Here is a 25929-nt window from a genome sequence, read left to right as displayed (position 1 = left end):
CGGAGCGGGTGGTGACCACGCCGCCACCCGTATGACGTCCCGGGCGTCAGCCGGCCAGGTGGCCCCAGGACGGGGCCAGGTCGCTCCACGGGCCGGTCGCGGCGACCTCGCCGTCGACCAGCACCACGACCCGGTCGGCCTGGGTGAGGGCGGCCCACTTCGAGGTCGAGCCGAGCACGGCGGTGCCGCGGGCACGCAGCGCCGCCCACAGCTCCACCTCGGTGGTGGCGTCGAGGGCGCTCGAGACGTCGTCGGCGAGCAGCAGCTCGGTCTCGGCCGCCAGCGCCCGGGCCAGCGCCAGGCGCTGCACCTGCCCGCCGGACAGGCGTACGCCGCGGTGGCCGACGACGGCGTCCGGCCCGCCGGCCTCGTCGAGGTCGCGGCCCAGCCGCGCGTCGTCGACGGCGGGGTGCAGCGACCGGTCGGCGTGGTCGAGGGCGACGTTGTCGGCGAAGGTCCCCGAGAGCACCCGCGGCACCTGGGCGACGTGGGCGACCTGGCCGGGGCGCAGGAAGGTCTCGGCGTCCTCCACCTCGTGGCCGTTCCACCGGATGCTGCCGGTGTGCTCGACCAGGCCGGCCAGGGCCGAGAGCAGGCTCGACTTGCCGGAGCCGACCTGGCCCAGCAGCAGGACCAGCTCGCCCGGCCCGACGTGCAGGTCGACGCCGGAGACGCCGATCGTGCCGTCGTCGTGGATCGCGCCGAGGTCGCTGACCCGCAGCTCGCGCAGGCGGACCGGCTCACCGGCGAGGTCCGGGGCGGGGGCGGCGCCGGAGACCAGGTCGATGCCGTCCGGCACGAGCATCATCTCGTCGCCGCCGGCCAGGCGGGAGGTCGCGCGGGCCCAGGCGCGCACGCCCGGCGCCTCGGTGATCACGGCTCCCGCGACCCGGCCGAACCAGTCGAAGCCGGTGACGGCACCGGCCACGAGCAGGGCCGTGGCGAGCTCCCACCCGCCGAGCAGCAGCACGGCCCAGGCGGCGACGACCCCGGCCTGCACCATCAGCACCGGCACGCCGGCCAGCAGCGCCTGGACCCGGTGCTCCTTGACGGCGGCGTCGACCCGGCCGCCGTCGACCCGCAGCAGGTGGGCGTGCACGGCCGGGGTGGCGGCGGCGAGCTTGACGGTGCGCGCGGACTCCAGCGCCGAGACCAGGGACCGGCCGAAGTCGGCGCGCGACGTCGACGCCGCGGCGGCCGAGCGGCCGGCGACGGGGGAGCCCAGTGCGGAGGCGGCCGCCGAGACGCCCATCACCGTCATCAGCACGCCACCCGCGAGCAGGCTCCCGCTGAGCAGCGTGGTGACCACGACGACGCCGAGCCCGTTCAGCACGTCGACCCAGCGGTCGGCGTAGCGGGCCAGCCGGTCGGCGTCCATGGCCCGGGCCACGGCCTCGCCGGGCGGGGTGCGGCGCAGCCGGTGCTGACGGGTCTGGGCCACCAGCACGGACTGGCGCACCCGCAGCATCACCGCGACCCACCAGCGCGGGTAGCGCCGGATCGCCGAGGCCAGCAGCAGCGGCGCTGCCATCAGCGACAGGACCACCGCCACCGCCAGCGCGACGGTGGTGGTGCCGGTGTCGCGACCCTCCTGCAGACCCTGGACCAGCTGGCCCCACGCCAGGCCGGTCAGCGCCCCGAAGGAACCGACCAGCGAGGTCAGCAGGAACAGCCCGGCGGGGAACAGGCCCCAGGTCGGGTGGATCGACAGTGCGCGCACGACGGTGCGCGACAGGCTCGGCCCGTGGCCGGGGTCGCGCAGCGGGGGCGGGGGACCGGTACGCCGGACGCCGCCGATCGCGGCCGCCGGGACCGGGGCCGCCGGCTCGTCGGGCTCGTCGAGGGTGCTCGGGGCGGGGTCGGTCGGGGTGGCGGCGGCCTGCATCAGCCGCCGCAGCGCGCCGTCCTCACCGGCCAGCACCGTCCGCGGCCCCTGCTGCACCACCCGGCCGGACTCGAGCACCACCACGTGGTCCGCGCGCTGGATCGTCGCGAGCCGGTGCGCCACGAGCAGGCCGGTACGCCCGGCCAGCAGCCGGTCGGCGGCGCGCACGACCTGGGCCTCGGTGTGGGGGTCCATCCGGGCGGTGGCCTCGTCGAGCACCACGACGCTGACGTCGCGCACCAGCAGCCGGGCGAAGGCGACCAGCTGCTCCTCGCCCGCCGACAGGGTCGTGCCGCCGGGCCCGAGCGGGGTGTCCAGGCCGGCCGGGAGACCGGCCACCCAGTCCTCCAGCCCCAGCTCGACGACGGCGGCCTCGACCCGGGCGCGGGGGACCTCGCCGAAGAGCGCGACGTTCTCGGCCAGCGTGCCGGCCAGGATCTCGGTGCGCTGGCTGACCACGCCGACCGCGCGGCGCAGGTGCTGCAGGTCGACATCGAGCACGTCGCGGCCGCCGAGGAGCACGGTGCCCGGGGGCGGGTCGGCGGCGCGGGAGACCAGGGAGACCAGGGTCGACTTGCCCGAGCCGGTGCGGCCGACCAGCGCGCAGGTGCGCCCGGCCGGCAGGGAGACCCGGACGTCGCTGAGGACCGGGCCGCCGGCGCCGGGGTAGGAGTACGACAGCCCGCGCAGCTCGAGGTCCAGGGCGCCGTCGGGCAGGTCCCGCCCGCCGACCGGCTCCTCGGGCGCGGCCAGCAGCTGGCGCAGCCGGATCACCGCGCCCAGGCCGGCCTGGAGGTCGGGCAGGTGCCGGGCCAGCTGGTCGATCTGGCCGACGAAGGTGGAGGTGACCAGGAACAGGGTGACCAGCTCGCCCACCGAGAGCCGGTCGGCGGTGGCCAGCGCGACCCCGGCCACCGCGATGCCGGCCAGCAGGGCGTGCAGCAGCACGCCGGTGCGGCGCGTCATCTGGGTCTCGAGCCGCAGCACGTCGTCGAAGCGGCGGTGCACCAGCGCGGTCAGCTCGGCGGAGCGGCGCATCAGGAACGGCTGGCCGAGGCTGGTGCGGAGGTCGTCGCGACCGGCGATGCCCTCCTCCATCACCGCGGCGTGGTCGGTCCAGGCCATCTCCTCGAGGACCTTGCGGCGCGCCACCTCGCCGAGCAGCGGGCGTACGAGCGCCAGCGCGGCGACGGTGAAGAGGGGGAACAGGATCCACGCCGGCCACCAGGTCAGTCCGGCCACCACCCACATCGGCACGGTGACCAGGGCGGTGCGCAGGGCGTCCCAGGCGGACTGGCGCAGCAGCGAGCCGACCTCGTAGGTGTCGTCGTCGACCCGGTCCAGGACCTCGCCGACCGCCTGGTCCGAGAGCACCTCCAGCGGCTGGAGCAGGGCGGCGGCCAGGAGGTCGGCGCGCAGCCGGCCCTCGGCACGGTCGACGACGGCCGCCCAGACCGTGCGGCCGACCGTGTCCAGCAGCGCCCCGCCGACCAGGCACAGCGCCAGGGCGCCCACGAGCAGCCCGGACGGGCTCTCGGCGACCTGCCCCGCGACGACCGTGCCGAGCGCCTGGCCGAGGGCGGCGACGGCCGCGACGCCGACCGCGAGCACGCTGGCGGCCCCCCTCAACCGGGCGAGGTCGAGGCGCCGCTCGGGTCGGTCGACGGCCTGCACGGGGGTGCCCTCGTCGAGGCGGTCGGGGGCGTCGCGCGTGGTGGTCATGGCGTGGACGGACGCTACGCCACCGCACCGACAGCGCTCACCTGCTTTTCGCCCCGCGCCCGGACCTGCGCCCGGACCGGTCCACGGAACGGGCGCGACTGGCCGGGCGCGGTGGTCGACGCGAGCGCCTCCCAGGCGCTTTAGTGAGGCACCCGATCTCGAGGAGGGGCCGATGGGCTCGACCGCAGCCGACACCCAGGACCACGTCATCGAGGAGCCCGAGCTCAAGCGGGTGATGGGGCCCAAGCTCCTCCTCCTCTTCATCGTCGGCGACATCCTCGGCGCCGGCATCTACGCCGTGACCGGCGAGATGGCGCTCGAGGTGGGCGGGGTCGTGTGGCTGCCGTTCCTGATCGCCTTCGGCGTCGCCACGCTGACCGCGCTGTCCTACCTGGAGCTGGTCACCAAGCACCCGCAGGCCGCCGGTGCGGCGCTCTACGCCCACAAGGCGTTCGGGGTGCAGTTCGTGACGTTCCTGGTCGCCTTCGCGGTGATCTGCTCGGGCATCACCAGCGCCTCGACGTCGGCCAACCTGCTGGCCACGAACCTGCTCGCGGGGCTGGACGGCGTCGGCTGGTCGGTGCCGCAGGGCCAGCTCGCGATCACCGCGGTCGCGCTCGGCTTCATGCTCCTGCTGGCGCTGGTCAACCTGCGCGGGGTGGGGGAGTCGGTCGTCTTCAACGTCGTGCTGACGCTGATCGAGATGCTGGCCCTGGTCATCGTGATCGGGATCGGCTTCGCGGTGATGGCGCGCGGCGACGCCGACATGTCGCGGGTGGTGGCCTTCGAGTCCGACTCCGACCGCGGGCTGTTCCTCGCCGTCACCGTCGCCACCGCGATCGCGTTCTTCGCGATGGTCGGCTTCGAGGACTCGGTCAACATGGTCGAGGAGACCCACGACCCGAACGGCACCTTCCCCAAGGTGATGCTCACCGGGCTCGGCATCGCGGTCGTCTTCTACGTCCTGGTCGCGATCTCCGTGATCGCGGTCGTGCCCGCCGGCGACCTCGAGCGGGTGGCCGGCGAGGAGGGCAAGGTCCTGCTCAACGTGGTCCGTCTCGGTGCGCCCGACCTCCCGATCGGCACCATCTTCCCGTTCCTGACCGTGGTGGCGGTGGCCAACACCGCGCTGATCAACATGCTGATGGCCAGCCGGCTGCTCTACGGCATGGCCCGCCAGGACGTGCTCCCCCGCTCGCTCGGCAAGGTGCTGCCGGGCCGACGTACGCCCTGGGTCGGCATCGCCTTCTCCACCGCGCTGGCCCTCGTGGTCATCGTGCTGGTGACCGTCCTGGCCGAGACCTCGGTGATCACGGCGCTCTCCGGCACCACCGCGCTGCTGCTGCTGGGGGTGTTCACCGTCGTCAACATCGCCTGCCTGGTGCTGCGCCGTGAGCCCGGCGTGCCGGGCGCCTTCCACGCCCCGCGCTGGACCCCGTGGGCCGGGGCGGTCACCTCCGCCTTCCTGGTCGGCCCGTGGGCGCGGGACCGCGAGGACTGGATCCAGTACTCCGTCGGCGGCGGCCTGCTGGTCCTCGGGGTCGTGCTCTGGGGCGTCACCGCGCTGCTGAACCGCCGGGCCCGCGACCGCAGCGCCCGGTTCGACGACGTGGGCAGCCTCGGCGGCTGACCCGGGCGTACGCCGGGCGTCCACGGCGGGGATCGTGGTCGGGGAGCCGGTCGAGACCCGCGTACCCTGGCGCGTGTGAGCAGCTTCCCCGACCTCGCGGCCCTGCACGCCATCGGCGCCGCGCAGCAGCCGACCTACCCCGACGCCGCGGCCGTCGACGCCGCCGTCGCGCGGCTGCGCCGGATGCCGCCGCTGGTCTTCGCCGGCGAGTGCGACGACCTGACCGCCAAGATGGCTGCGGTGAGCCGGGGCGAGGCGTTCCTGCTCCAGGGCGGCGACTGCGCGGAGACCTTCGACGGCGTCACCGCCGAGAACGTCCGCAACAAGCTGCGGGTGCTGCTCCAGATGGCCGTCGTGCTGACCTACGCCGGCTCGGTGCCGGTGGTCAAGCTCGGCCGGCTCGCCGGGCAGTACGCCAAACCGCGCTCCTCCGACCTCGAGACCCGCGAGATCGACGGCGAGCAGGTCACGCTGCCGGCCTACCGCGGTGACGCGGTCAACGGCTTCGACTTCACCGAGGCCTCCCGGATCCCCGACCCGCAGCGCCTGCTCGACGTCTACAACGCCTCCGCGGCCACCCTGAACCTGGTCCGCGCGTTCGTCACCGGCGGGTACGCCGACCTGCGCCAGGTCCACGAGTGGAACACCGACTTCGTGCGCACCTCCGCGGCCGGGCAGCGCTACGAGCAGGTCGCGGCCGAGATCGACCGCGCGATGTCCTTCATGCGCGCGATCGGGGCCGACCCCGAGGAGCTGCGCCGCGTCGACTTCCACTCCAGCCACGAGGCGCTGCTGCTGGAGTACGAGCACGCGATGACGCGGATCGACTCGCGCACCGACCAGCCGTACAACGTCTCGGGCCACTTCGTGTGGATCGGGGAGCGCACCCGCCAGCTCGACGGCGCCCACGTCGAGTACTTCCGCCACATCCGCAACCCGATCGGCTGCAAGCTCGGCCCCACGGCCACCGCCGACGACGCGCTCGACCTGGCCGCCAAGCTCAACCCGGACAACACCCCGGGCCGGCTGACGTTCATCACCCGCTTCGGCGCCTCCAAGATCCGCGACGGCCTGCCGCAGCTGGTCGAGAAGGTCACCGCCGAGGGCGTGAAGGTGGCCTGGGTCTGCGACCCGATGCACGGCAACACCTTCGAGTCGAGCACCGGCTACAAGACCCGCCGCTTCGACGACGTGGTCGACGAGGTGCAGGGCTTCTTCGACGTGCACCGCTCGCTGGGCACCTGGCCCGGCGGCATCCTGGTCGAGATGACCGGCGACGACGTCACCGAGTGCATCGGCGGGGGCGAGGAGATCGACGAGGCCGGCCTGGCCCACCGCTACGAGTCCGTGGTCGACCCGCGCCTGAACCGGGTGCAGTCCCTCGAGATGGCCTTCGTCGTCGCGGAGATGCTGCGCCAGGCATGAGCGACGCCCCAGCCGCCCCGGACGGCCGCCCGGTCGACCTGCGCTCGGACACCGTGACCCGCCCGACCCGGGCGATGCGCACGGCGATGGCCGAGGCGGAGGTCGGCGACGACGTCTACGGCGAGGACCCGACGGTGCTCGCCCTCGAGGAGCGGGTCGCGGACCTCTTCGGCCACGAGGCCGCGCTGTTCGTGCCGACCGGGTCGATGGGCAACGTGCTCGCCGTCCGCGCGCTGGTCCCGATCGGGCGCGAGCTGCTCTGCGAGTCCTCCTCCCACGTCGTGCGTGCCGAGCTCGGGGCGCACGCGGCCTACTCCGGGCTGACCACCCGCACCTGGACCCACCCGCGCGGGCTGGTCGACCTCGACGCGGTCCGCAGCCTCTACGCCCCCGACCTGGGTCCCTACTTCGTGCCGACCGGGGCGGTCGCGGTCGAGAACACCCACAACTTCGCCGGCGGCACCGTCAACCCGCTGGCCGCCCTGCAGGACCTGCGCGAGTGGGCGACCGGCGTCGGGGTCGCGGTGCACCTCGACGGCGCCCGGATCTGGAACGCCCACGTCGCCACCGGCACCCCGCTGCGCGAGTACGGCGCGGTGGTCGACACCCTCAGCGTCTGCCTGTCCAAGGGGCTCGGCGCCCCCGTCGGCTCGCTCGTCGTGGGCAGCCGCGCCGTGGTCGACGAGTCCCGGGTGTGGCGCAAGCGGATGGGCGGCGGGATGCGCCAGGTCGGGATCCTGGCCGCCGCCGGCCTGCACGCGCTGGACCACCACGTCGAGCGGCTGGCCGAGGACCACGAGCACGCCCGCCTGCTCGCGGAGGCCGTCGGCGTGGACCCCGCCGGGGTCGACACCAACATCGTGGTCGTGCCCCGCAGCGACGCCGCCGACTTCGTGCTCGCCGCCCGCGAGCAGGGCGTCCTGGTCTCCGCGGTCGGCCCGACCACGGTCCGCCTGGTCACCCACCTCGACGCCACCCGCGAGCAGGTCGACCGCGCCGCCGCCGTGCTGGGACGCCTCGCCGCGACCTGACCGCCGAGATGACGCTCGCGGACAGCCGAGATGACGCTCGCGGCGCGTCGAGGTGACGGTTGCGGACAGCCCCGACTGCCCGGATGTCAGGCGCGGAGCGACTGCAGCACGCCGACCTGGGCGTCGTCCGGCTCGTTCGACCCGGGGGTCTCCAGGACGAACGGGACGCCCGCCGTCGCCGGGTGGGCGAGCAGCTCGCCGAAGGCGTCCAGTCCCAGCGGCCCCTCGCCGATCCGCTCGTGACGGTCGCGCATCGAGCCCCGCGCGTCCTTCGAGTCGTTGGCGTGCACCAGCCGCAGCAGCTCCGGTCCACCCAGCTCGACCACCCGGTCGAGGGTCGCGGCCGCACCGCCCGGCTCGTCCAGCGGCGCGCCCGCCGCGAAGACGTGGCAGGTGTCCAGGCACAGGCCCACGCGCGGGTGCCGCCCGAGGACGTCGAGGTACGCCGGCAGGTCGTCGACGCCGGCGCACAGGCTGCGGCCCTGGCCCGCGGTCGGCTCGAGCAACAGCCACGGGGCGTCCTCGCCCAGCGCCGTCAGGCCGTCCAGGACGGGTGCGAGCGCCTCGCCGACCTGCCGCAGCGCGGCGGCGTGCCGCGCGCCGGCCTGCTCCGGGTCGATCGGTGCGTCGACGTAGGACCCGGTGTGCACCACGACGCCCTCGGCACCCATCCGCGCGGCCCGGGCCAGGTTGTGCGCCACCAGGGCGACCGACCGCTCGACGGTGGCCGCCGTCGGGCTGCCCAGGTTGACCAGGTAGGGCGTGTGCACGAAGACCCGCAGCCCGCGCTCGGCGGTCATCGCGGCGAACCGCGCGTCCTCGGCGGCGTCCCCGGCCGAGAGCGCCCAGCCGCGCGGGTTGCCGACGAAGACCTGGAACGCCTCGCAGCCGAGCTGCTCGGCCCGCGCCAGCGCCCCGGCGACGAGCCCCTTGCCGACCGGGACGTGGGTGCCGACGGGGTTGCGCATGGCGCCGACCGTACGCACCGGACCGCCGCCGCCGCCGCCCGCCCGGCGCCGTCCACCCCCGGGCCCCACCAGCCCCACGACAGACACCGCGGGGCCGCCACCCGGTCAGGTGGCGGCCCCGCGGGGTCGAGCATCGGGTCAGAGCGAGGCGAGGGCCTCGTTCAGCGTGGCCGAGGGCCGCATGACCGCGTCCGCCTTGGCGTCGTCGGGGCGGAAGTAGCCCCCGACGTCGGCCGGGCTGCCCTGCACCGCGGCGAGCTCGTCGACGATGGTCTGCTCGTCCGCACCCAGGCGCTCGGCCAGGGCGGCGAAGTCGGAGGCCAGCTCGGCGTCGTCGTCCTGCGCCGCCAGCTCGCGGGCCCAGTAGAGCGCGAGGTAGAAGTGCGAGCCGCGGTTGTCGAGGCCGCCGACCTTGCGGCTCGGGGACCGGTCCTCCTCCAGGAAGGTCGCCGTCGCCCGGTCCAGGGTGTCGGCGAGGACCTGCGCGCGCGGGTTGTCGGCGTAGCCCGCGAGGTGCTCGAAGGAGGCGGCCAGGGCGAAGAACTCGCCCAGGCTGTCCCAGCGCAGGTAGTTCTCCTGGATCAGCTGCTGCACGTGCTTGGGCGCCGAGCCGCCGGCACCGGTCTCGAACAGGCCGCCACCGTTCATCAGCGGCACGATCGAGAGCATCTTGGCCGACGTGCCGACCTCGAGGATCGGGAACAGGTCGGTGTTGTAGTCGCGCAGCACGTTGCCGGTCACCGAGATGGTGTCCTCGCCGCGGCGGATCCGCTCCAGGGAGTACGCCGTCGCCTCGGCCGGCGTCATGATCTCGATCGTGAGCCCGTCGGTGTCGTGGTCGCCGAGGTACTCCTGGACCTTCGCGATCAGCCTCGCGTCGTGCGCGCGGGCCTCGTCGAGCCAGAACACGGCCGGGGAGCCGCTGGCGCGGGCCCGCGTGACGGCCAGCTTGACCCAGTCGCGGATCGGCTCGTCCTTGGTCTGGCAGGCGCGCCAGATGTCGCCGGGCTCGACGTCGTGCTCGAGCAGCACCGTGCCGTCGGAGGCCACGACGCGCACCTGGCCGGCCGCGGGGACCTCGAAGGTCTTGTCGTGGGAGCCGTACTCCTCGGCGGCCTTGGCCATCAGCCCGACGTTCGGCACCGAGCCCATCGTCGAGGGGTCGAAGGCGCCGTTCGCACGGCAGTCGTCGATCACGGTCTGGTAGACGCTCGCGTAGGAGGAGTCCGGGATCACCGCGAGGCAGTCCTGCTCCTCGCCGGCCGGGTTCCACATGTGGCCCGAGGTGCGGATCATCGCCGGCATCGAGGCGTCGATGATGACGTCGGAGGGCACGTGCAGGTTGGTGATGCCCTTGCGGTCGTCGACCATCGCCATCGCCGGCCCGTCGGCCAGGCCCTGCTCGACCGAGGCCTTGATCGCCTCGCCGTCGGGCAGGTCGCCGACCGCCGACAGCAGGGCACCGAGGCCGTCGTTGGGCGAGATGCCGGCCTCACGCAGCTGCGGGCCGTACTGCTCGAAGAGCGTCGGGAAGAACGCCTGGACGGCGTGGCCGAAGATGATCGGGTCGGAGACCTTCATCATCGTGGCCTTGAGGTGGACCGAGAACAGCACGTCCTCGGCCTTCGCCCGGGCGATCTGCTCGGTCAGGAACCGGCGCAGGGCCGCGACGTTCATGTAGGTGGCGTCGATGACCTCGCCGGGCAGGACCGTCACGGCGTCCTTGAGCACGGTCTCGGTGCCGTCGGTGGCGACGTGGACGATCGAGAGCGTGTCGTCGCCCTCGACCACGACCGACTTCTCGTTGCTGAAGAAGTCGTCCTTGCCCATCGTGGCGACGTTGGTGCGGGAGTCGGAGGACCAGGCGCCCATCGAGTGGGGGTACTTGCGGGCGTAGCCCTTGACCGAGGCCGGCGCGCGGCGGTCGGAGTTGCCCTCGCGCAGGACCGGGTTCACCGCGGAGCCCTTGACCTTGTCGTAGCGGGCACGGACCTCCTTGTCCTCCTCCGACTGCGGGTTCTCGGGGTAGGCCGGGAGGTCGAAGCCCTGCTCCTGGAGCTCCTTGACCGCGGCCTTGAGCTGCGGGATCGAGGCGGAGATGTTGGGCAGCTTGATGATGTTGGCCTCGGGCTTGGTGGCCAGCTCGCCCAGCTCGGCCAGCGCGTCCTCGACGCGCTGGTCCTCGGTGAGGCGGTCGGGGAACTGCGCGAGGATCCGTCCCGCCAGCGAGATGTCGCGGGTCTCGACCTCCACGCCGGCCTTGGCGGCGTACGCCTCGACGATCGGCAGGAGCGAGTACGTCGCCAGCAGCGGCGCCTCGTCGGTGTGGGTGTAGACGATCGTGGCGGGCTTCTCGGCCATGGGGCAACGACTCCTGCTCGGCTGCGGGGCGGACGTGCGGAAAGTAACTTGACGTCAAGATACCTGACGGGACTGCCCGGCCAGCGTGTCACCCGTGGCGCGGGCCCGGCAACGACGCTCCCGGGTGGGAGCCGCGCGGGCACCGGGCGCTGCTAGCGTCGCGACGTCCCGTCGCACGAGTCCAGAACCCGCCTCGAAGGAGTCCCCGTGAGCTCTACCCCGTTGAAGGTCGCCGTCACCGGTGCCGCCGGTCAGATCGGCTACAGCCTGCTCTTCCGCCTCGCCAGCGGAGCGCTGGGCGACCGACCCGTGGAGCTGCGCCTGCTCGAGATCACGCCCGCGCTGAAGGCGCTCGAGGGCGTCGTCATGGAGCTCGACGACTGCGCCTTCCCGACCTTGGCCGGCGTCGAGATCGGCGACGACGCCGAGAAGGTCTTCGACGGCGTCAACCTCGCCCTGCTCGTCGGCGCCCGCCCCCGCGGCCCCGGCATGGAGCGCGGCGACCTGCTCGAGGCCAACGGCGCGATCTTCACCGCGCAGGGCAAGGCGCTCAACAAGGTCGCGGCCGACGACGTCCGCATCGGCGTGACCGGCAACCCGGCCAACACCAACGCGCTGATCGCGCTCAGCAACGCCCCCGACATCCCGACCGACCGCTTCTCGGCGCTGACCCGGCTGGACCACAACCGGGCCATCTCGCAGCTGGCCGCGAAGACCGGCGCCCCGGTCACCGACATCACGAAGATGACGATCTGGGGCAACCACTCCGCCACCCAGTACCCCGACATCTTCCACGCCGAGGTCGGCGGCCGGAACGCCGCCGAGGTCGTCGGCGACCAGGCCTGGCTCGAGGAGGACTTCATCCCGACCGTCGCCAAGCGCGGCGCGGCCATCATCGAGGCCCGTGGCTCGTCCTCGGCCGCCTCCGCGGCCTCGGCGACCATCGACGCCGCCCGTGACTGGCTCCACGGCTCCGCCGCGGACGACTGGGTCTCGATGGCCGTGCTCTCCGACGGCTCCTACGGCGTCCCCGAGGGCATCGTGTCGTCGTTCCCGGTCACCACGAAGGACGGCGACTGGGAGATCGTCCAGGGCCTGGAGATCGACGACTTCTCCCGCGGCCGGATCGACGCCTCGACCGCCGAGCTCTCGGAGGAGCGCGCCACGGTCACCGAGCTCGGGCTCATCTGAGCGAGACGACGTCCGTACGACGGGCCCCGGGTGCACCTGCACCCGGGGCCCGCTGCGTCAGGTGCCGGGCTGGTTCGGGATCGTCTCGGCCAGCAGCCACAGCGCCACCGAGACGCCGACCAGGACCACCACGTCGGTGAACCGGTGCCGTACGGCCAGCATGCCGGCGTCGCGCCGGGGCAGCACCAGCCGGGCGAGGGCGGCTCCCGACAGCGCGCCGGCGACGACCTTGATGCCCAGCCGCCAGTCCGAGACGGTCAGGCCCAGGCCGACCGCCACCACCGCGAGCACGACGAGGTAGAGCGCCCCGCCGATGGTGGAGGGGTGACGTCGCTCCTCGAGCGGCTCGCTCACGAGCCGGCGGCGCCCGGGCCGGTGCCGGCCGCCCGCTCGGCGATCTCGACGACGTTGCTCAGCAGCATCGCCCGGGTCATCGGCCCGACCCCGCCCGGGTTGGGCGAGACCCACCCGGCCACGTCCCAGACGTCGGGGGCGACGTCGCCGGCGATCTTGCCGTCGACCCGGGAGACGCCGACGTCGAGCACGGCCGCGCCCGGCTTGACCATCGCGGCCGTGATGATCCCCGGCACGCCGGCCGCGGCGACGACCACGTCCGCCTCGCGCACGTGCTTGGCCAGGTCCCGGGTGCCGGTGTGGCACAGCGTGGTGGTCGCGTTCTCGCTGCGTCGCGTCAGCAGCAGGCCGAGCGGGCGGCCGACGGTCAGTCCGCGCCCGACCACGCACACCTCGGCGCCCCGCAGCTCCACGTCGTGGCGGCGCAGCAGCTCGATGACGCCGACCGGGGTGCAGGGCAGGGAGCCCCGCTCCCCGAGCACGAGCCGGCCGAGGTTCACCGGGTGCAGGCCGTCGACGTCCTTGTCGGGGTCGACGCGGGAGAGCAGCGCGTACTCGTCGAGGCCGGTGGGCTGCTGGACCAGGAAGCCGGTGCAGGCCGGGTCGGCGTTGAGGCGGTCGATCTCGGCCTCGACCTCGGCCTGGGTGGCGCTCGCGGGGAGGTCGACGCGCAGCGACTCGATCCCGATCTCGGCGCAGTCCTTGTGCTTGGCGCCGACGTACCAGTGCGAACCCGGGTCGTCGCCGACCAGCACGGTGCCGAGGCCCGGTACGACACCCGCGGCGCGCAGCGCCTCCACCCGGGTCCGGAGCTCGGCCTTGATGGCCTTGAGCGTGGCGGTGCCGTCCAGCGTCTGCGCAGTCACGGGTGGGAGTCTGCCACCCGGTCGGCCCCGCTCAGCCCCGGGACGCCGCCCAGGCCTCGAGGCCGGTGGCCACGGCCTCCGCGCCGGGGTCGACGACGCCGTGCAGGACCTCGGCGCGCAGGTAGCTCGAGCGGCCCACGCCGGTGCTGGTCACCTCCGCCGTGCGGTCGGCGCCCGCGCGGGCCGCACGGGCCGCGGCGTCGAGCCCCTCGGGCAGTGCGTCGGTCGCCGGGGAGAGCGCGTCGACCATGGTCCGCCCACCGACCTCGGCGTCGCCGTGCACCCGCACCCGCTCGAGGCCGGCGCGCAGCGCCGCGACGACGTCCCCGCCGTCCTCGAGCTCCCCCGCGGCCGCGGTCAGCAGGATCGAGAGCACCACGCCGGAGGAGCCGCCCATGCTCCGCTCGACCAGCGAGGCCAGCTCGTGGCACAGCAGGGCAGGGCTGCCGGTCGAGAGACGGTCCGCGTCCAGCGCCTCCGTGACGGCCGTCGCCCCGCGCGCGATCGTGGCGCCGGCGTCCCCGTCGCCCACCGCGGCGTCGAGCTCGTCCAGGTGGTCCCGGGCGTCGGCCAGGGCCGCGGTCGCCGCCCGGAGTCCGGTCCCGACGCCCTCGTCCCGCTCCCCCGCGCCCCAGTCGGGCTCGTCGGAGTGCTGCGGCGCGAACGTGACCGGCTGCGCCACCGGCGACACCCCGGGCCAGTCGGCCGGTGCCACCGGCTCCAGGAGCGCGGCGGCGAGGTCGTCGTCGTACGGCAGCACCGTCAGCGAGAAGCCGTGCATGTCGACCGAGGTCATCAGCGGCGCCGGCCCCACGAGCAGACGGGCACGCTCCCCGAGGGCGCGGAGCACGTCCGTGGTCAGCACCGCCAGCTCCTGGGTGGTGCAGGTGCCGGTGTCGTTGAGCAGCACCACGAGGGGGGTGCCCGCGCCGTGCCGCTGGTCGACGACCGGCAGCAGCGCCTCCAGCACGAGCCCGACCGCCTCCTCGGCCCCCGACGGGTCGACGTCGCGCGCGCCGGTCTCGTTGTGGATCCCCAGGCCCAGCTCGGCGGTGCGTCGCTCGCCGGACTGCCCGGGGAGGAGCGCGGAGGACAGCGCCAGGCTGAGGGTGAGGCAGTCCCCGGCCGTACGGCGCGCCGCCGCGGTCACCGTGGCCAGGTCCGCCCCGCGCCGCGCGTGGTGGCCGGCGACCTTGTGCACGAGCACCGTGCCGGCCAGTCCCCGCGGCTGGGGGTTGTCGGGCAGGGCGACGTCGTCGGCGACCACGACCACCTCGACGGCCAGCCCCTCGGCGCGGGCCCGCTCGGCGGCCAGGCCGAAGTTGAGCCGGTCGCCGGTGTAGTTCTTGACCACGAGCAGGCAGCCGGCCGGCCCGGTGACCTCGCGCACCACGCTCAGCACCGCCTCGACCGACGGCGAGGCGAAGAAGTCGCCGCAGACCGCGGCGGCCAGCAGGCCCTCCCCCACGAGTCCGGCGTGGGCCGGCTCGTGGCCCGACCCGCCCCCGGACACCACGGCCACCTGGTCGGGGTCGAGGTCGGTGCGGACCAGGGCCATCACGCCCGACCCAGCCTCGCTGACCCGCACCGGTCGGGTGCGGGCCAGCGCCTCGAGCATCTGGTCGACGGTCTGGTCGGGGTCGTCGAAGAATCGGGTCGGCACGAGGATCTCCCCTGAGTAGGACGGGTGGACGGGCCGGGCGGCGCGTCGGACGGGTCGGGCCCCGGGACGGGACCCGTCAGTGGAAGAAGTGTCGGGTGCCGGTCAGGTACATCGTCACCCCCGCCTGGCGGCAGGCCTCCAGCGTGAGCTCGTCGCGCACCGACCCACCGGGCTGGACGATGGCGCGGACCCCGGCGTCGAGCAGGATCTGCGGGCCGTCCTCGAAGGGGAAGAACGCGTCCGAGGCCGCCACCGAGCCGGTCGCCCGGTCGCCGGCCCTGCTCACGGCGAGGCGGCACGAGTCGACCCGGTTGACCTGGCCCATCCCGACCCCGACCGAGGCGCCGTCCTTGGCGAGCAGGATCGCGTTGGACTTCACCGCCCGGCAGGCGCGCCAGGCGAACTCGAGGTCGGCCAGCACCTCGGGCGAGGCGGCCTCGCCGGCGGCCAGGGTCCACGTGGACGGGTCGTCGCCGCCGACGGCACCCGGCAGCGCGGCGTCGACGTGGTCGCGGCGCTGCAGCAGCAGGCCGCCGCTGACCGGGCGCATCTCGACCTCGCCGCTGCCGGTGGGGTTCTCGCAGACCAGGACCCGGATGTTCTTCTTGCGGGTCAGCACCTCGAGCGCCCCGTCCTCGTAGCCGGGGGCCACGACGACCTCGGTGAAGACGTCGGCGACCTGCTCGGCCATGGCCAGGGAGACGGGCCGGTTGGCGGCGACCACGCCACCGAAGGCCGAGACCGGGTCGCAGGCCAGCGCGTCCTGGTGCGCGGCGGCGATGTCGTCCCCGACCGCGATCCCGCAGGGGTTGGCGTGCTTGATGATCGCCACCGCGGGTCGGTCGAAGTCCGACGCCGCGCGGCGCGCCGCGTCGGTGTCGACGTAGTTGTTGTAGGACATCTCCTTGCCGTGCAGCTGCTCGGCGCCGGCCAGGCCGGAGGGTCCCTGCTGGTTGCGGTACAGCGCCGCCTCCTGGTGGGGGTTCTCCCCGTAGCGCAGCACCGCCGCCTTGTCCCAGGTCGCGCCGAGCCAGGCCGGGAAGCCCTCCCCGCCCGAGGAATCGGTGAGCACGCTGCCCATCCAGGAGGCGACCGCGACGTCGTAGGTCGCGGTGTGCACGAACGCCTCCGCGGCCAGGCCCCGGCGCGCATCCAGCGTGAAGCCGCCGGCGGCGACGGCGGCGAGCACGTCGGCGTAGCGCGCCGGGTCGGTCACGATCGCCACCGACGGGTGGTTCTTGGCCGCGGCGCGGACCATCGAGGGCCCGCCGATGTCGATCTGCTCGACGCACTCGTCGGGGCCCGCCCCGGAGGCCACGGTGTCCGAGAACGGGTAGAGGTTCGAGACGACGAGGTCGAAGGGCTCGACGCCCAGGTCGGCCAGCTGCGCGACGTGGCTGTCGAGACGCCGGTCGGCCAGGATCCCGGCGTGCACCCGCGGGTGCAGGGTCTTCACCCGGCCGTCGAGGCACTCGGGGAAGCCGGTGAGCTCCTCGACCCGGGTGACCGGGACACCGAGGCCCTCGACCAGGGCGGCGGAGCCCCCGGTCGACACGATCGCCACGCCGGCCTCGTGCAGGCCGCGGGCGAGCTCCTCGAGCCCGGTCTTGTCGTAGACGGACACCAGGGCGCGCCTGATCGGGATCTGGTCGGTCATCTCGTGCTCCTGCGGGGGTCGGGTACGTCGGACCCGGGGCACCCAGGCGAACGATGCCCCGACCTCACTCCCCGGTGGTGACCCACCTGCGCCAGTCGTGTGCGACCAGCATAGGGATCAGTGGCCGATCCGCACCCGGCGACCGTCGACCACGAACCCCTCGCGCGCCATCCGGCCGACGTGCTCGACGAGCATCCCGCGCTCGGCCGCCTTGATCCGCTCGTGCAGCTGCTCGACGTCGTCGTCGTCCTCCACCGGGACCACGGCCTGGGCCACGATCGGCCCGGTGTCGACGCCCGGGTCGACCACGAACAGGGTCGCGCCGGTCACCTTCACGCCGTGCTCGAGGGCGTCGCGCGCGCCGTGCATCCCCGGGAAGGACGGCAGCAGCGCCGGGTGGGTGTTCAGGTACCGACCGGCGAAGGCGGTCAGGAAGGCCTCACCGGCGAGCTTCATGAACCCGGCGGAGACCACCAGGTCGGGCTCGTGGGCCAGGCAGGACCTGGTGACCGCGGCGTCCCACTCCTCGCGGGTGGCGTGGTCGCGGACCCGGTGCACGAAGGTCGGCAGGCCGGCCCGCTCGGCCCGGGCGAGGCCCTCGATGCCGTCGCGGTCGGCGCCGACGGCGACGACCACGGCGCCGTACGACGGCTCGGCGCACGCGTCGAGGAGGGCCTGCAGGTTGGTCCCGCTGCCCGAGACGAGGACGACCAGGCGGGCGGGGGGCGGCACGCGCCGAACTCTAGACCGCGGGCTCGGTGTCGTCGCGCCGGGAGCGGCGCGACCAGGCGTGGACGACCAGGGCGCCGACCAGCCCGCCCACCCCGAGCGCGGTGACCGCGTGGACGAGCACCTCGAGCGCGGCCGGGCCGAGCTGCTGCATCCGGCCGGGGCCGACCGCTCCCCCGGCGAGTGCGGCGAGCAGCCCGAGGACCACGCCGGCCAGCACCCCGCCGCCGGCGCCGCGCAGCGCGGCCGCGTCCCACCGGTCGGCCGGGTGGCGACGCAGGTGGCGCCCGGCGACGAGCGCGGCGAGGAGCACCGGCACGGCCACCAGCCACGGGGTCCACGCGGGGACGTCGCCGCTGTCGGGCAGCGCGGCGAGCAGCGGCACCATCGGCACGGGACCCAGGACGACCACGGTCGGGGAGACCACGGTGCCGGTGCCCACCGCGAAGCCGGGCCCGAGCAGGTAGGCGCCTGCGCACAGCACCGCGTTGGGGAGCAGCAGCAGGCACAGCGCGCAGATCAGCAGCGCCTCGCCGACCGACGTGTGCAGCTGGGCCAGGACGTTGGCCGCGGTGCCGAGATCGACCAGCAGCGCCACCACCAGCAGGGCGAGGGCGGCCAGCGACCACGCCACCACCACCCGGCGGGCCAGGTCGGCGATCTCGCGCACGACGCCCGGGAGGGACGCCAGCCAGATCGCGGCCCGGCCGGAACCGACCGCGACGGCCGGGAGGACGACGACGAGGCCGAGCACGAGCGTCCAGCGCAGGGCGGCGGGCAGGGACGGCGCGGTGGCCGGGGTCGCCGCGAGGGTGTGGGCCACCGTGAGCACCACGGCGTACGACGCGGTCAGCACCACGACAGCCGTGCCGACCGTCCAGTCGCGCTCGCCGTCGCCGATCCGGTCGGCGTCCGGCCCGTGCCCCGCCAGCGCCTCGCCCACGCGCAGCGAGAACCGCCAGGTCACCAGCGCGCAGAGCAGCGTGAGCCCGAGCGGGAGCGCGGTGACCGCGGCGCCGTCGACGCGCACGCCCGAGCCGTGGGCGACCAGCCAGCCCAGGGCGCCGACCCGCAGCCCGTCCCGGGGCGTGCCGTGCGCGCCGGCGTCGCTGGCGAACCAGCCCACGACGCCGATGCCGAGGCAGACCACGAGCGGTGCCAGCGCGGCGGCCAGCCCGCCGAGGGCGGCGACCGCGACCAGCGGGCGGGGCTGGCCGGGCTCGCCACCGGCCGGGGTGGGGCGGGCTCCGCCCGCCGCGGGGCGGCCTGGTCGGGCCGAGGTCGGCAACAGCGAGGTCATGGTCGGACCATCGTCACCCGCCCGGCGGGCCGCTCGGCGCAGGCACGCCGCACCCGTGGGTGGCCAGCCTCACGCGGCCCGCGGACGCTCGCGGCTGGAGTCCCCGGTGGCCCGGCACGTAACGTGGCACGGCCATGACGGATCCCGCTGACTTCGACGCCTTCTACCGGGAGGTGCGCGAGCGCCTGCTCGTGCAGACCTATGCCCTGACCGGGGACCGGGCCGCGGCGCGCGGTGCCGTGCGGGACGCCTTCGTCGCCGCCTGGCACCACCGGTCCCGGGTCGCGCGCGCGAGCGACCCCGAGGCGGCCGTGCGCGAGATCGCCTGGAGCAAGGCGCAGCGCCGCCACGGCGCCCGGCCCTGGCACCGCGACAAGGACGTGGATGCGGCGACCCGGGCCACGCTCGACGCCCTGGCCACGCTCGGCGGCCAGCAGCGCCGGGTGCTGGTGCTCGCCCACCTGGCCTCGGTCTCGATGCCCGACCTCGCCCGGGAGGTCGGGCTCACCGTGCCGGCCACCGAGCAGCAGCTGCAGCGGGCGACCGCCGCGTTCGTCCTCGCCCTCGGGATCCCCGCCGCCGGGGTCAACGCGGCGCTGGAGCCGTTGACCGCCGTGAGCGCCGAGACGACCTGGCCCCGCTCCACCATCGTGCGCCGCACGGGCGTGGCCCGTCGCCGGGCCCACACGGTGGTCGGGGTGCTCGGCGTCGTGGCCGCCCTCGTGCTCAGCGGCCTCTTCGTCTCCGACCCCTCCGGGCTGCGCCCGACCCTGGCCCAGGCCGTCGAGGGTGTCGGCGTCGGCGGGGCGGACGAGGGTGACGAGCCCGACGTCGTCACCGAGGGCTCGGGCGGCGAGCCCGCCGAGCTCCTCCCCCGCAGCACCCTGCTCGCCGCCCCCCAGGTCGCCCGGGCCCTGCCGGGCACCGGCTGGGCGGTGGCCTCGACCAGCGACAACAGCGAGGGCAACGGCCTGGTGCTGCCTTGCCAGGTCGAGCGCTACGTCGACCCCGAGGGGGAGGCGGCCCTGGTCCGTGAGTTCCGCGCCGCGCAGCAGGGCGCGCCCGTACGCCCCACCGCCGTCCAGCTCACCGAGGTCTCCTCCTCCCCCGCCGCGGCCCGCAGTGCCCTGCGCACCCTGACCGGGTGGGTCGGCTCCTGCACCGGCGCCGAGCCCCGCACCCAGCTGGTCGACAGCCGGGTCGTCGAGGGTGTCGGGGACGACGCCGTCCAGCTGGTGCTGCGCGACTGGGAGTCCCCCGTGACCACGACCGTCGTGCAGGTCGCCCGCACCGGTGCGGTGCTGACCGCCACCTCCGTGACCAACGCCGGCGAGACCGCCCCCGCCCCCGCCGCCGCCGCCCGGCTGCAGGCCGCCGCCGTGGACGGGGTCTGCGAGGTACGGGGCGCCGGGCCCTGCGCCCGCACGCCCCAGGTCGCCGACGCGCCGCCGCCGACCCTGCCCACGGCACCGGCGATGATCGACGAGATCGACCTCCCGCCGGTCTCCGGCGTCGAGCAGCCCTGGGTGGGCACCGACCCGGTGCCGGCGCGGACCAACGCCGCCGCGACCAGCTGCGACAGCTCGTCGTTCACCGGCACCTTCGACGGCGCCGCCTGGCAGCGCAGCAGCACGCGCACCTTCCTGCTGCCCGAGGCCGACCTGCCGACCGAGTTCGGCCTCACCGAGACCGTCGGCAGCCTGCCGGCGGCCCAGGCGGAGGGCTTCGTGGAACGGGTCCGTGACCGGCTCGACACGTGCTCGGACGACCTCGGCACCGACGTCACCCGGATCGGCGGCTCGACCGGTGACGGCACCACCCTGGACGCCTGGCAGCTGACCGCCGAGATCTCCGACGACCGCTCGATCCGGTTCTTCATGGCCGTGGTGCGTCAGGGCACGGGCGTGGCGCAGGTGGGCTTCGTCCCGGCGCCCGGCGTGGCCCTGCGCGACGGTGCCTTCATCGAGCTGGCCGAGCGGGCCCGGGTCCGGCTCGGCGAGCTGCCGGCGTACCCCACGCCCGGTGCCGGCCGCGGCGGCGGCGGCGGCAGGTCGTAACCAGGCGTTCACACCCGGCCCTTCTCGGTCGGGACCCGACCGGGCAGGCTGGGGACATGGCTCACTACCCGACGACCGTCGTGCTGTTCGGCGCGACCGGCGACCTCGCCCGGCGCAAGCTGCTGCCCGGGATGCTGCACCTCTTCCAGACCGGGCTGCTGCCCGAGCTGCGGGTGGTCGGCACCTCCCTCGACGACCACGACCGCGAGTCCTTCGTGGCGCTGGCCCGCGAGGCCGCCGTCGAGTTCAGCGGCGACGACGGCGACATCGACAGCTGGGACGAGTTCGCCAAGCTGCTCCACTGGGCGCCCGGCGCCGACGGCCCCGCGGGGCTGCGGGCCGCGGTCGAGCAGGCCGAGTCCGGCTGGACCGAGGAGGCGGTGCGCCTGCACTACCTCTCGGTGCCGCCCAGCGCCGCGCTCACGGTCGTCCACGAGCTGGAGGAGGCCGGACTGGTCGAGAACAGCCGGATCGTGATGGAGAAGCCCTTCGGCACCGACCTGGCCTCGGCGCGGGAGCTCAACGCGGCGCTGCACGAGGTCTTCGCCGAGGAGCAGATCTTCCGCATCGACCACTTCCTGGGCAAGGAGGCCGCCCAGAACATCCTGGCCTTCCGCTTCGGCAACGGTCTCTTCGAGCCGATCTGGCACCGCCACCACATCGACCACGTGCAGATCGACGTCCCGGAGGACCTGGGCCTCGAGCAGCGGGCGTCGTTCTACGAGAGCACCGGCGCCTACCGCGACATGGTGGTCACCCACCTGTTCCAGGTGATGGCCTTCATCGCCATGGAGCCGCCCAGCGCCCTGGAGCCGGAGGCGATCACCGAGGAGAAGGTCAAGGTCTTCCGCTCGATGCTCCCGATCGAGCCGCACGACGTCGTGCGGGGCCAGTACACCGGCTACCAGGACGTCGACGGCGTCGCGGAGGACTCCGGCACCGAGACCTTCATCGCCCTGAAGTGCTTCGTCGACAACTGGCGCTGGGCCGGGGTGCCGTTCTTCCTGCGCACCGGCAAGCGGATGGCCGAGGGCGCCCGGGTCGTGTCGATCGCCTTCAAGGAGCCCCCGCGCTCGATGTTCCCCGCGGGCTCGGGACTGGGCGACCACGGCCCCGACCACCTGACCTTCGACCTCGCCGACAAGGCCCGCATGTCGCTGTCGTTCTACGGCAAGCGACCCGGTCCGGGGATGAAGCTGGACAAGCTCTCGATGCAGTTCTCGATGAACGACACCGGGTGGGCCGGCAGCATCCTGGAGGCCTACGAGCGCCTCATCTACGACGCGGCCCGCGGCGACCGGACGCTGTTCAACTCCGCGAACGGCATCGAGCGGCTGTGGGAGGTCTCGGCCCCGCTGCTGGAGAACCCGCCCATCGTGCGGCCCTACCAGCCGGGCTCCTACGGCCCGAACCAGATCCACCAGCTGATCGCGCCGTTCACCTGGCGGCTGCCCTTCGAGCGGACCTGGCGCGACCCGGACACCCACGGCGCCTGAGCGGCACCCGCCCGTACGACAGCAGCGGACCACTGCCACCAGGTGGCAGTGATCCGCTGCGGTGTCGAGCGGGCGGGACGGCTCAGCGCGAGCCGAGGATCTCCCGCATCAGCTGGGCGGTCTCCGACGGCGTCTTGCCGACCTTGACCCCGGCGGCCTCGAGGGCCTCCTTCTTGGCCGCGGCCGTGCCCGAGGAGCCCGAGACGATGGCGCCGGCGTGGCCCATGGTCTTGCCCTCGGGGGCGGTGAAGCCCGCGACGTAGCCGACGACCGGCTTGGTGACGTGCGCCTTGATGTAGTCGGCCGCACGCTCCTCGGCGTCGCCGCCGATCTCGCCGATCATCACGATGGCCTCGGTCTCCGGGTCGTTCTCGAAGGCCTCGAGGGCGTCGATGTGGGTGGTGCCCACGACCGGGTCGCCGCCGATGCCGATCGCGGTGGAGAAGCCGAAGTCCCGCAGCTCGAACATCATCTGGTACGTCAGGGTGCCGGACTTGCTGACCAGCCCGATCGGGCCCTTGCCCGCGATCGTGGCCGGGGTGATCCCGGCCAGCGCCTCGCCCGGCGTGATGATGCCGGGGCAGTTCGGGCCGATCATCCGGGTCTGCTTGCCCTGGAGGTGGGCCCAGACCTCGGCGGTGTCCTGCACCGGGACGCCCTCGGTGATGACGACCAGCAGGCCGATGCCCGCGTCGATCGCCTCGAGGCAGGCGTCCTTGGTGAAGGCCGGCGGCACGAAGGCCACCGACACGTCGGCACCGGTCTCGGCCATCGCCTCCGCGACGCTGGCGAAGACCGGCAGGTCCACGTCGTTGCCGTCGGCGTCGGCGTGGGTGACGGTCGTGCCGGCCTTGCGGGCGTTGACCCCGCCGACGACCTGGGTGCCGCAGCGGAGCATCAGGCGGGTGTGCTTGGTGCCCTCACCGCCGGTGATGCCCTGGACGATGACCTTGCTGTCCTTGTTCAGGTAGATGGACATAAGTGTGTCTCTCTCGCTCCTCGTCGCAGCTCAGGCGTTCGCCAGCTCGGCGGCCTTGTCGGCCGCACCGTCCATCGTCTCCACCAGGGTCACCAGCGGGTGGTTCTTCTCCTCCAGGATCCGGCGGCCCTCCTCGACGTTGTTGCCGTCGAGGCGCACCACGAGGGGCTTGGTGGCGTCGTCGCCCAGGATCTCGAGGGCGCCGACGATGCCGTTGGCCACGGCGTCGCAGGAGGTGATGCCGCCGAAGACGTTGACGAACACGCTCTTGACCTGCTCGTCGCCGAGGATCACGTCGAGGCCGTCGGCCATGACCTGCGCCGAGGCGCCGCCGCCGATGTCGAGGAAGTTGGCCGGCGTGACGCCGCCGTGCGCCTCACCGGCGTAGGCGACCACGTCGAGCGTGGACATGACCAGCCCGGCGCCGTTGCCGATGATGCCGACGGCACCGTCGAGCTTGACGTAGTTCAGGCCCTTGGCCTTCGCCTTGGCCTCGAGCGGGTCGGCGGCCTCCTTGTCCTCGAAGGACGCGTGGTCCTCGTGGCGGAACTCCGCGTTCTCGTCGAGGGACACCTTGCCGTCGAGCGCCTCGAGGACGTCGCCCTCGAGGCGGGCCAGGGGGTTGACCTCGACCAGGGTCGCGTCCTCCTCGACGAAGACCTTCCACAGCGCCAGGACCATGTCCACGGCCTGGTCGGCCAGCTCGGCCGGGAAGGCGGCCTCGGCGACGATCTCGCGCGCCTTGGCCTCGTCGACGCCGGTGCCCGGGTCGATCGGGATCTGCTTGACCGCGTCGGGGTTGGTCTTGGCGACCTCCTCGATCTCCACGCCGCCCTCGACGCTGGCGATGCAGAGGTACTGGCGGTTCGAGCGGTCCAGCAGGAAGGAGAAGTAGTACTCGTCCACGATGCTGGCGCCCGGGGCGACCAGCACGCGGTGGACGGTGAGTCCCTTGATCTCCATCCCGAGGATGTCCGAGGCGTGCTGCTCGGCCTCGTCCGGGGTCCTGGCCAGCTTCACGCCGCCGGCCTTCCCGCGTCCGCCGGCCTTGACCTGGGCCTTGACGACCACGACCCCGAGCTGCTCGGCCGCAGCACGAGCCTCCTCCGGGGTGGTGGCCACGATGCCCTCGGTGACCGTCACGCCGTGCTTGGCGAAGAGCTGCTTCGCCTGGTACTCCATCAGATCCACTGATCCACCACGTTCCCTCGCGTCATGCGTCGTCCAGCCTGGGGCGCGTACGCCCGCGCTGGGTGTCCCCGGCACCCTAGTCACATCCACCGACCGCGGGGAGGCCCGCGGTGGCCGGGGTGACCGACGGCACAGGGCGTACGCCGGTGGTCGCGCACCCACCAGGCGCGGGCCGGCACGGGCCGGCCGAGCGGCGCCCCCCTCTGGGGTGTGGCGGGTCACCCCGGGTCGGTGGACGCCGGTTTGAGCCACCGTGACCGGTCCGTTATGGTCTCCTGACGCCCGCGTGCAGGACGCCGTCCACCGGATGTCCCGCGGAGCAGACCACCTGGCACCGACTGAGGGACACGCATCGATGGGCCACCACCGGGGAGAACGACGCGCGCCGCGGCGAGGCGAGACCGCCGACGAGTCGTCCGCGTCGTCGACCTACGTCGGGCGCCGGGTCGCAGGACGTACGACCGCCACCGGTCCCGTCGAGCTGCCCGCCGAGGTGCCGGTGCTGTCGGAGACCGTCTCGCCGGTCACGCTGCCGGTGGCTCCGGTCGCCCGGATCGCCCCGGTCGCCCCGCTGGTCGTGACGGCCGCCGGCCGTCGCCGCGCCGCTCGCGGCGAGCGCCGCAGCCACCCGCTGGTGCGCGCGTTGCGCCCCCGCCCGGTGATCATCGGCGTCGCCACGCTCGCGGTGGCCTTCGGCGGGGCCGCCAGCTCGGCCTCCCAGGGCGGCACCGACGACGCGGCCACCACCACCAGCGCCTCCTCCCGCACCGTGCAGGCACCCACCGCCCTCGGTGGGAGCAGCGGGGTCGGCGCCGTCTCCTCCGGTGACCGCACCACCGCCACGGTCAGCCGCGACTCCAGCCGCCAGGCCCTGCAGGCCGCCTCCGGGGACCGTCTCGTCGCGGCCGCCGAGCGCCAGGCCGTGCAGCGCGACGCCGCCCTCGCGCAGTTCGCCGCGCAGGCCGAGCAGCAGGCCGAGAAGCTCGCGCTGAACCAGTGGTCGCTGCCCACCAGCGGCTACCGCCTCACCGCCGAGTACGGCGACGTCGGCCTCTGGGCGACCTACCACACCGGCCTCGACTTCGCCGCTCCCACCGGGACGCCGATCACCTCGGTGGCCAACGGCACGGTCACCGACGTCGGCTACGACGGCTCCTACGGCAACAAGACCGTGGTGACCCTCGACGACGGCACCGAGGTCTGGTACTGCCACCAGACCACGATGGACGTCAGCGTCGGCGACACCGTCTCCAGCGGCCAGGTCATCGGCACCGTCGGCTCGACCGGCAACGTCACCGGCCCCCACCTGCACCTCGAGGTCCGCCCCGGTGGCGGCGACCCGGTCGACCCGTACTCCGCGCTGTCGGTCCACGGCCTCACCCCCTGATCCGACATCCGGGGCCGCGTGCCTGAGGACGCGCTGG

18 protein-coding genes and 1 riboswitch are annotated in these 25929 nt (G+C 74.3%); of the genes, 7 read left to right on the top strand and 11 right to left on the bottom strand.

Features of this window, described 5'->3' with window-relative positions; all coding sequences use genetic code 11:
* Positions 1–46: 46 nt before the first annotated feature.
* Complete coding sequence (locus tag GV155_RS04510) at positions 47–3607, bottom strand: ATP-binding cassette domain-containing protein (protein WP_160005637.1); 3561 nt, start codon at positions 3605–3607, stop codon at positions 47–49.
* Positions 3608–3779: 172 nt separating this feature from the next.
* Between GV155_RS04510 and GV155_RS04505 the strand changes: the two genes are divergently transcribed.
* The 3 genes from GV155_RS04505 to GV155_RS04495 all read left to right on the top strand — a co-directional run bounded on the left by GV155_RS04505 (position 3780) and on the right by GV155_RS04495 (position 7693).
* Positions 3780–5237 (top strand): APC family permease, encoded by a 1458-nt coding sequence (locus GV155_RS04505; RefSeq protein ID WP_160005635.1) that lies wholly within the window; start codon positions 3780–3782, stop codon positions 5235–5237.
* A gap of 75 nt (positions 5238–5312) precedes the next feature.
* A complete protein-coding gene (locus GV155_RS04500) occupies positions 5313–6662 on the top strand; it encodes a class II 3-deoxy-7-phosphoheptulonate synthase (RefSeq protein ID WP_160005633.1) in 1350 nt (449 codons plus the stop codon).
* The gene (locus GV155_RS04495; RefSeq protein WP_160005631.1) at positions 6659–7693 is read left to right on the top strand and encodes a threonine aldolase family protein; all 1035 of its coding nucleotides are present in this window, start codon (positions 6659–6661) and stop codon (positions 7691–7693) included. The genes GV155_RS04500 and GV155_RS04495 overlap by 4 nt, the downstream gene beginning before the upstream one ends.
* Before the next feature lie 86 nt (positions 7694–7779).
* Here GV155_RS04495 and GV155_RS04490 read toward each other — a convergent pair whose 3' ends face one another.
* Both GV155_RS04490 and GV155_RS04485 read right to left on the bottom strand, forming a co-directional pair.
* Positions 7780–8661: a deoxyribonuclease IV gene (locus GV155_RS04490; protein ID WP_160005629.1), complete on the bottom strand. Its 882-nt coding sequence runs from the start codon at positions 8659–8661 to the stop codon at positions 7780–7782.
* 138 nt (positions 8662–8799) lie between these two features.
* A complete protein-coding gene (locus GV155_RS04485) occupies positions 8800–11022 on the bottom strand; it encodes an NADP-dependent isocitrate dehydrogenase (RefSeq protein ID WP_160005627.1) in 2223 nt (740 codons plus the stop codon).
* 207 nt (positions 11023–11229) lie between these two features.
* Between GV155_RS04485 and GV155_RS04480 the strand changes: the two genes are divergently transcribed.
* Positions 11230–12213 (top strand): malate dehydrogenase, encoded by a 984-nt coding sequence (locus tag GV155_RS04480; RefSeq protein ID WP_160005625.1) that lies wholly within the window; start codon positions 11230–11232, stop codon positions 12211–12213.
* 57 nt (positions 12214–12270) lie between these two features.
* Here GV155_RS04480 and GV155_RS04475 read toward each other — a convergent pair whose 3' ends face one another.
* The 6 genes from GV155_RS04475 to GV155_RS04450 all read right to left on the bottom strand — a co-directional run bounded on the left by GV155_RS04475 (position 12271) and on the right by GV155_RS04450 (position 18782).
* Positions 12271–12567 carry a DUF3017 domain-containing protein gene (locus tag GV155_RS04475; RefSeq protein WP_160005623.1) on the bottom strand — a complete coding sequence of 99 codons (297 nt, stop codon included), beginning with the start codon at positions 12565–12567 and terminating at the stop codon, positions 12271–12273.
* Positions 12564–13433, bottom strand: coding sequence for a bifunctional methylenetetrahydrofolate dehydrogenase/methenyltetrahydrofolate cyclohydrolase (locus tag GV155_RS04470; protein WP_160005621.1), 870 nt, complete (start codon positions 13431–13433; stop codon positions 12564–12566). Before GV155_RS04470 ends, GV155_RS04475 begins: the two co-directional genes overlap by 4 nt.
* 31 nt (positions 13434–13464) lie before the next feature.
* Entirely contained in the window at positions 13465–15096 is a 1632-nt protein-coding gene (locus GV155_RS04465) for a dihydroxyacetone kinase subunit DhaK (protein WP_201300052.1), read from the bottom strand.
* A gap of 76 nt (positions 15097–15172) precedes the next feature.
* A complete protein-coding gene (gene purH, locus GV155_RS04460) occupies positions 15173–16753 on the bottom strand; it encodes a bifunctional phosphoribosylaminoimidazolecarboxamide formyltransferase/IMP cyclohydrolase (protein ID WP_160005619.1) in 1581 nt (526 codons plus the stop codon).
* Between the two features lie 33 nt (positions 16754–16786).
* A riboswitch (ZMP/ZTP riboswitch) is annotated at positions 16787–16862 on the bottom strand.
* Between the two features lie 8 nt (positions 16863–16870).
* Positions 16871–17485 carry a phosphoribosylglycinamide formyltransferase gene (gene purN / locus GV155_RS04455; protein WP_160005617.1) on the bottom strand — a complete coding sequence of 205 codons (615 nt, stop codon included), beginning with the start codon at positions 17483–17485 and terminating at the stop codon, positions 16871–16873.
* Positions 17486–17495: 10 nt separating this feature from the next.
* The gene (locus GV155_RS04450; RefSeq protein WP_160005615.1) at positions 17496–18782 is read right to left on the bottom strand and encodes a cell division protein PerM; all 1287 of its coding nucleotides are present in this window, start codon (positions 18780–18782) and stop codon (positions 17496–17498) included.
* Positions 18783–18916: 134 nt separating this feature from the next.
* Here GV155_RS04450 and GV155_RS04445 point away from each other — a divergent pair, with 134 nt between their 5' ends.
* Together GV155_RS04445 and zwf are read left to right on the top strand one after the other, a co-directional pair.
* Positions 18917–20839: a sigma-70 family RNA polymerase sigma factor gene (locus GV155_RS04445; RefSeq protein ID WP_160005613.1), complete on the top strand. Its 1923-nt coding sequence runs from the start codon at positions 18917–18919 to the stop codon at positions 20837–20839.
* A 56-nt stretch (positions 20840–20895) separates the two neighbouring features.
* Positions 20896–22335 carry a glucose-6-phosphate dehydrogenase gene (zwf, locus tag GV155_RS04440; protein WP_160005611.1) on the top strand — a complete coding sequence of 480 codons (1440 nt, stop codon included), beginning with the start codon at positions 20896–20898 and terminating at the stop codon, positions 22333–22335.
* Between the two features lie 82 nt (positions 22336–22417).
* Here the strand turns inward: zwf and sucD are convergent, their stop codons facing one another.
* Both sucD and sucC read right to left on the bottom strand, forming a co-directional pair.
* Positions 22418–23314, bottom strand: coding sequence for a succinate--CoA ligase subunit alpha (gene sucD, locus GV155_RS04435; RefSeq protein WP_160005609.1), 897 nt, complete (start codon positions 23312–23314; stop codon positions 22418–22420).
* Between the two features lie 30 nt (positions 23315–23344).
* Complete coding sequence (sucC, locus tag GV155_RS04430; protein ID WP_160005607.1) at positions 23345–24505, bottom strand: ADP-forming succinate--CoA ligase subunit beta; 1161 nt, start codon at positions 24503–24505, stop codon at positions 23345–23347.
* 355 nt (positions 24506–24860) lie between these two features.
* Here sucC and GV155_RS20390 point away from each other — a divergent pair, with 355 nt between their 5' ends.
* Positions 24861–25892, top strand: a complete 1032-nt coding sequence (locus GV155_RS20390) for a M23 family metallopeptidase (protein ID WP_201300051.1) — start codon at positions 24861–24863, stop codon at positions 25890–25892.
* Positions 25893–25929: the final 37 nt, after the last annotated feature.

This window comes from Nocardioides sp. AX2bis (assembly GCF_902506435.1).
Taxonomy (GTDB): domain Bacteria; phylum Actinomycetota; class Actinomycetes; order Propionibacteriales; family Nocardioidaceae; genus Nocardioides.
Note: the sequence above shows the minus strand (reverse complement) of the source record. Positions and strands in the feature narration are given on the sequence as shown.

What these genes read in the sequence shown, in the direction of transcription:
- zwf (WP_160005611.1), top strand. Translation starts at nt 20,896, where the DNA reads ATGGCTCACTACCCGACGACCGTCGTGCTGTTCGGCGCGACCGGCGAC.
- GV155_RS04445 (WP_160005613.1), top strand. Translation starts at nt 18,917, where the DNA reads ATGACGGATCCCGCTGACTTCGACGCCTTCTACCGGGAGGTGCGCGAG.
- GV155_RS04495 (WP_160005631.1), top strand. Translation starts at nt 6,659, where the DNA reads ATGAGCGACGCCCCAGCCGCCCCGGACGGCCGCCCGGTCGACCTGCGC.
- GV155_RS04490 (WP_160005629.1), bottom strand. Translation starts at nt 8,661, where the DNA reads ATGCGCAACCCCGTCGGCACCCACGTCCCGGTCGGCAAGGGGCTCGTC.
- GV155_RS04450 (WP_160005615.1), bottom strand. Translation starts at nt 18,782, where the DNA reads ATGACCTCGCTGTTGCCGACCTCGGCCCGACCAGGCCGCCCCGCGGCG.
- sucD (WP_160005609.1), bottom strand. Translation starts at nt 23,314, where the DNA reads ATGTCCATCTACCTGAACAAGGACAGCAAGGTCATCGTCCAGGGCATC.
- GV155_RS04485 (WP_160005627.1), bottom strand. Translation starts at nt 11,022, where the DNA reads ATGGCCGAGAAGCCCGCCACGATCGTCTACACCCACACCGACGAGGCG.
- GV155_RS20390 (WP_201300051.1), top strand. Translation starts at nt 24,861, where the DNA reads ATGGGCCACCACCGGGGAGAACGACGCGCGCCGCGGCGAGGCGAGACC.
- GV155_RS04510 (WP_160005637.1), bottom strand. Translation starts at nt 3,607, where the DNA reads ATGACCACCACGCGCGACGCCCCCGACCGCCTCGACGAGGGCACCCCC.
- purH (WP_160005619.1), bottom strand. Translation starts at nt 16,753, where the DNA reads ATGACCGACCAGATCCCGATCAGGCGCGCCCTGGTGTCCGTCTACGAC.
- GV155_RS04505 (WP_160005635.1), top strand. Translation starts at nt 3,780, where the DNA reads ATGGGCTCGACCGCAGCCGACACCCAGGACCACGTCATCGAGGAGCCC.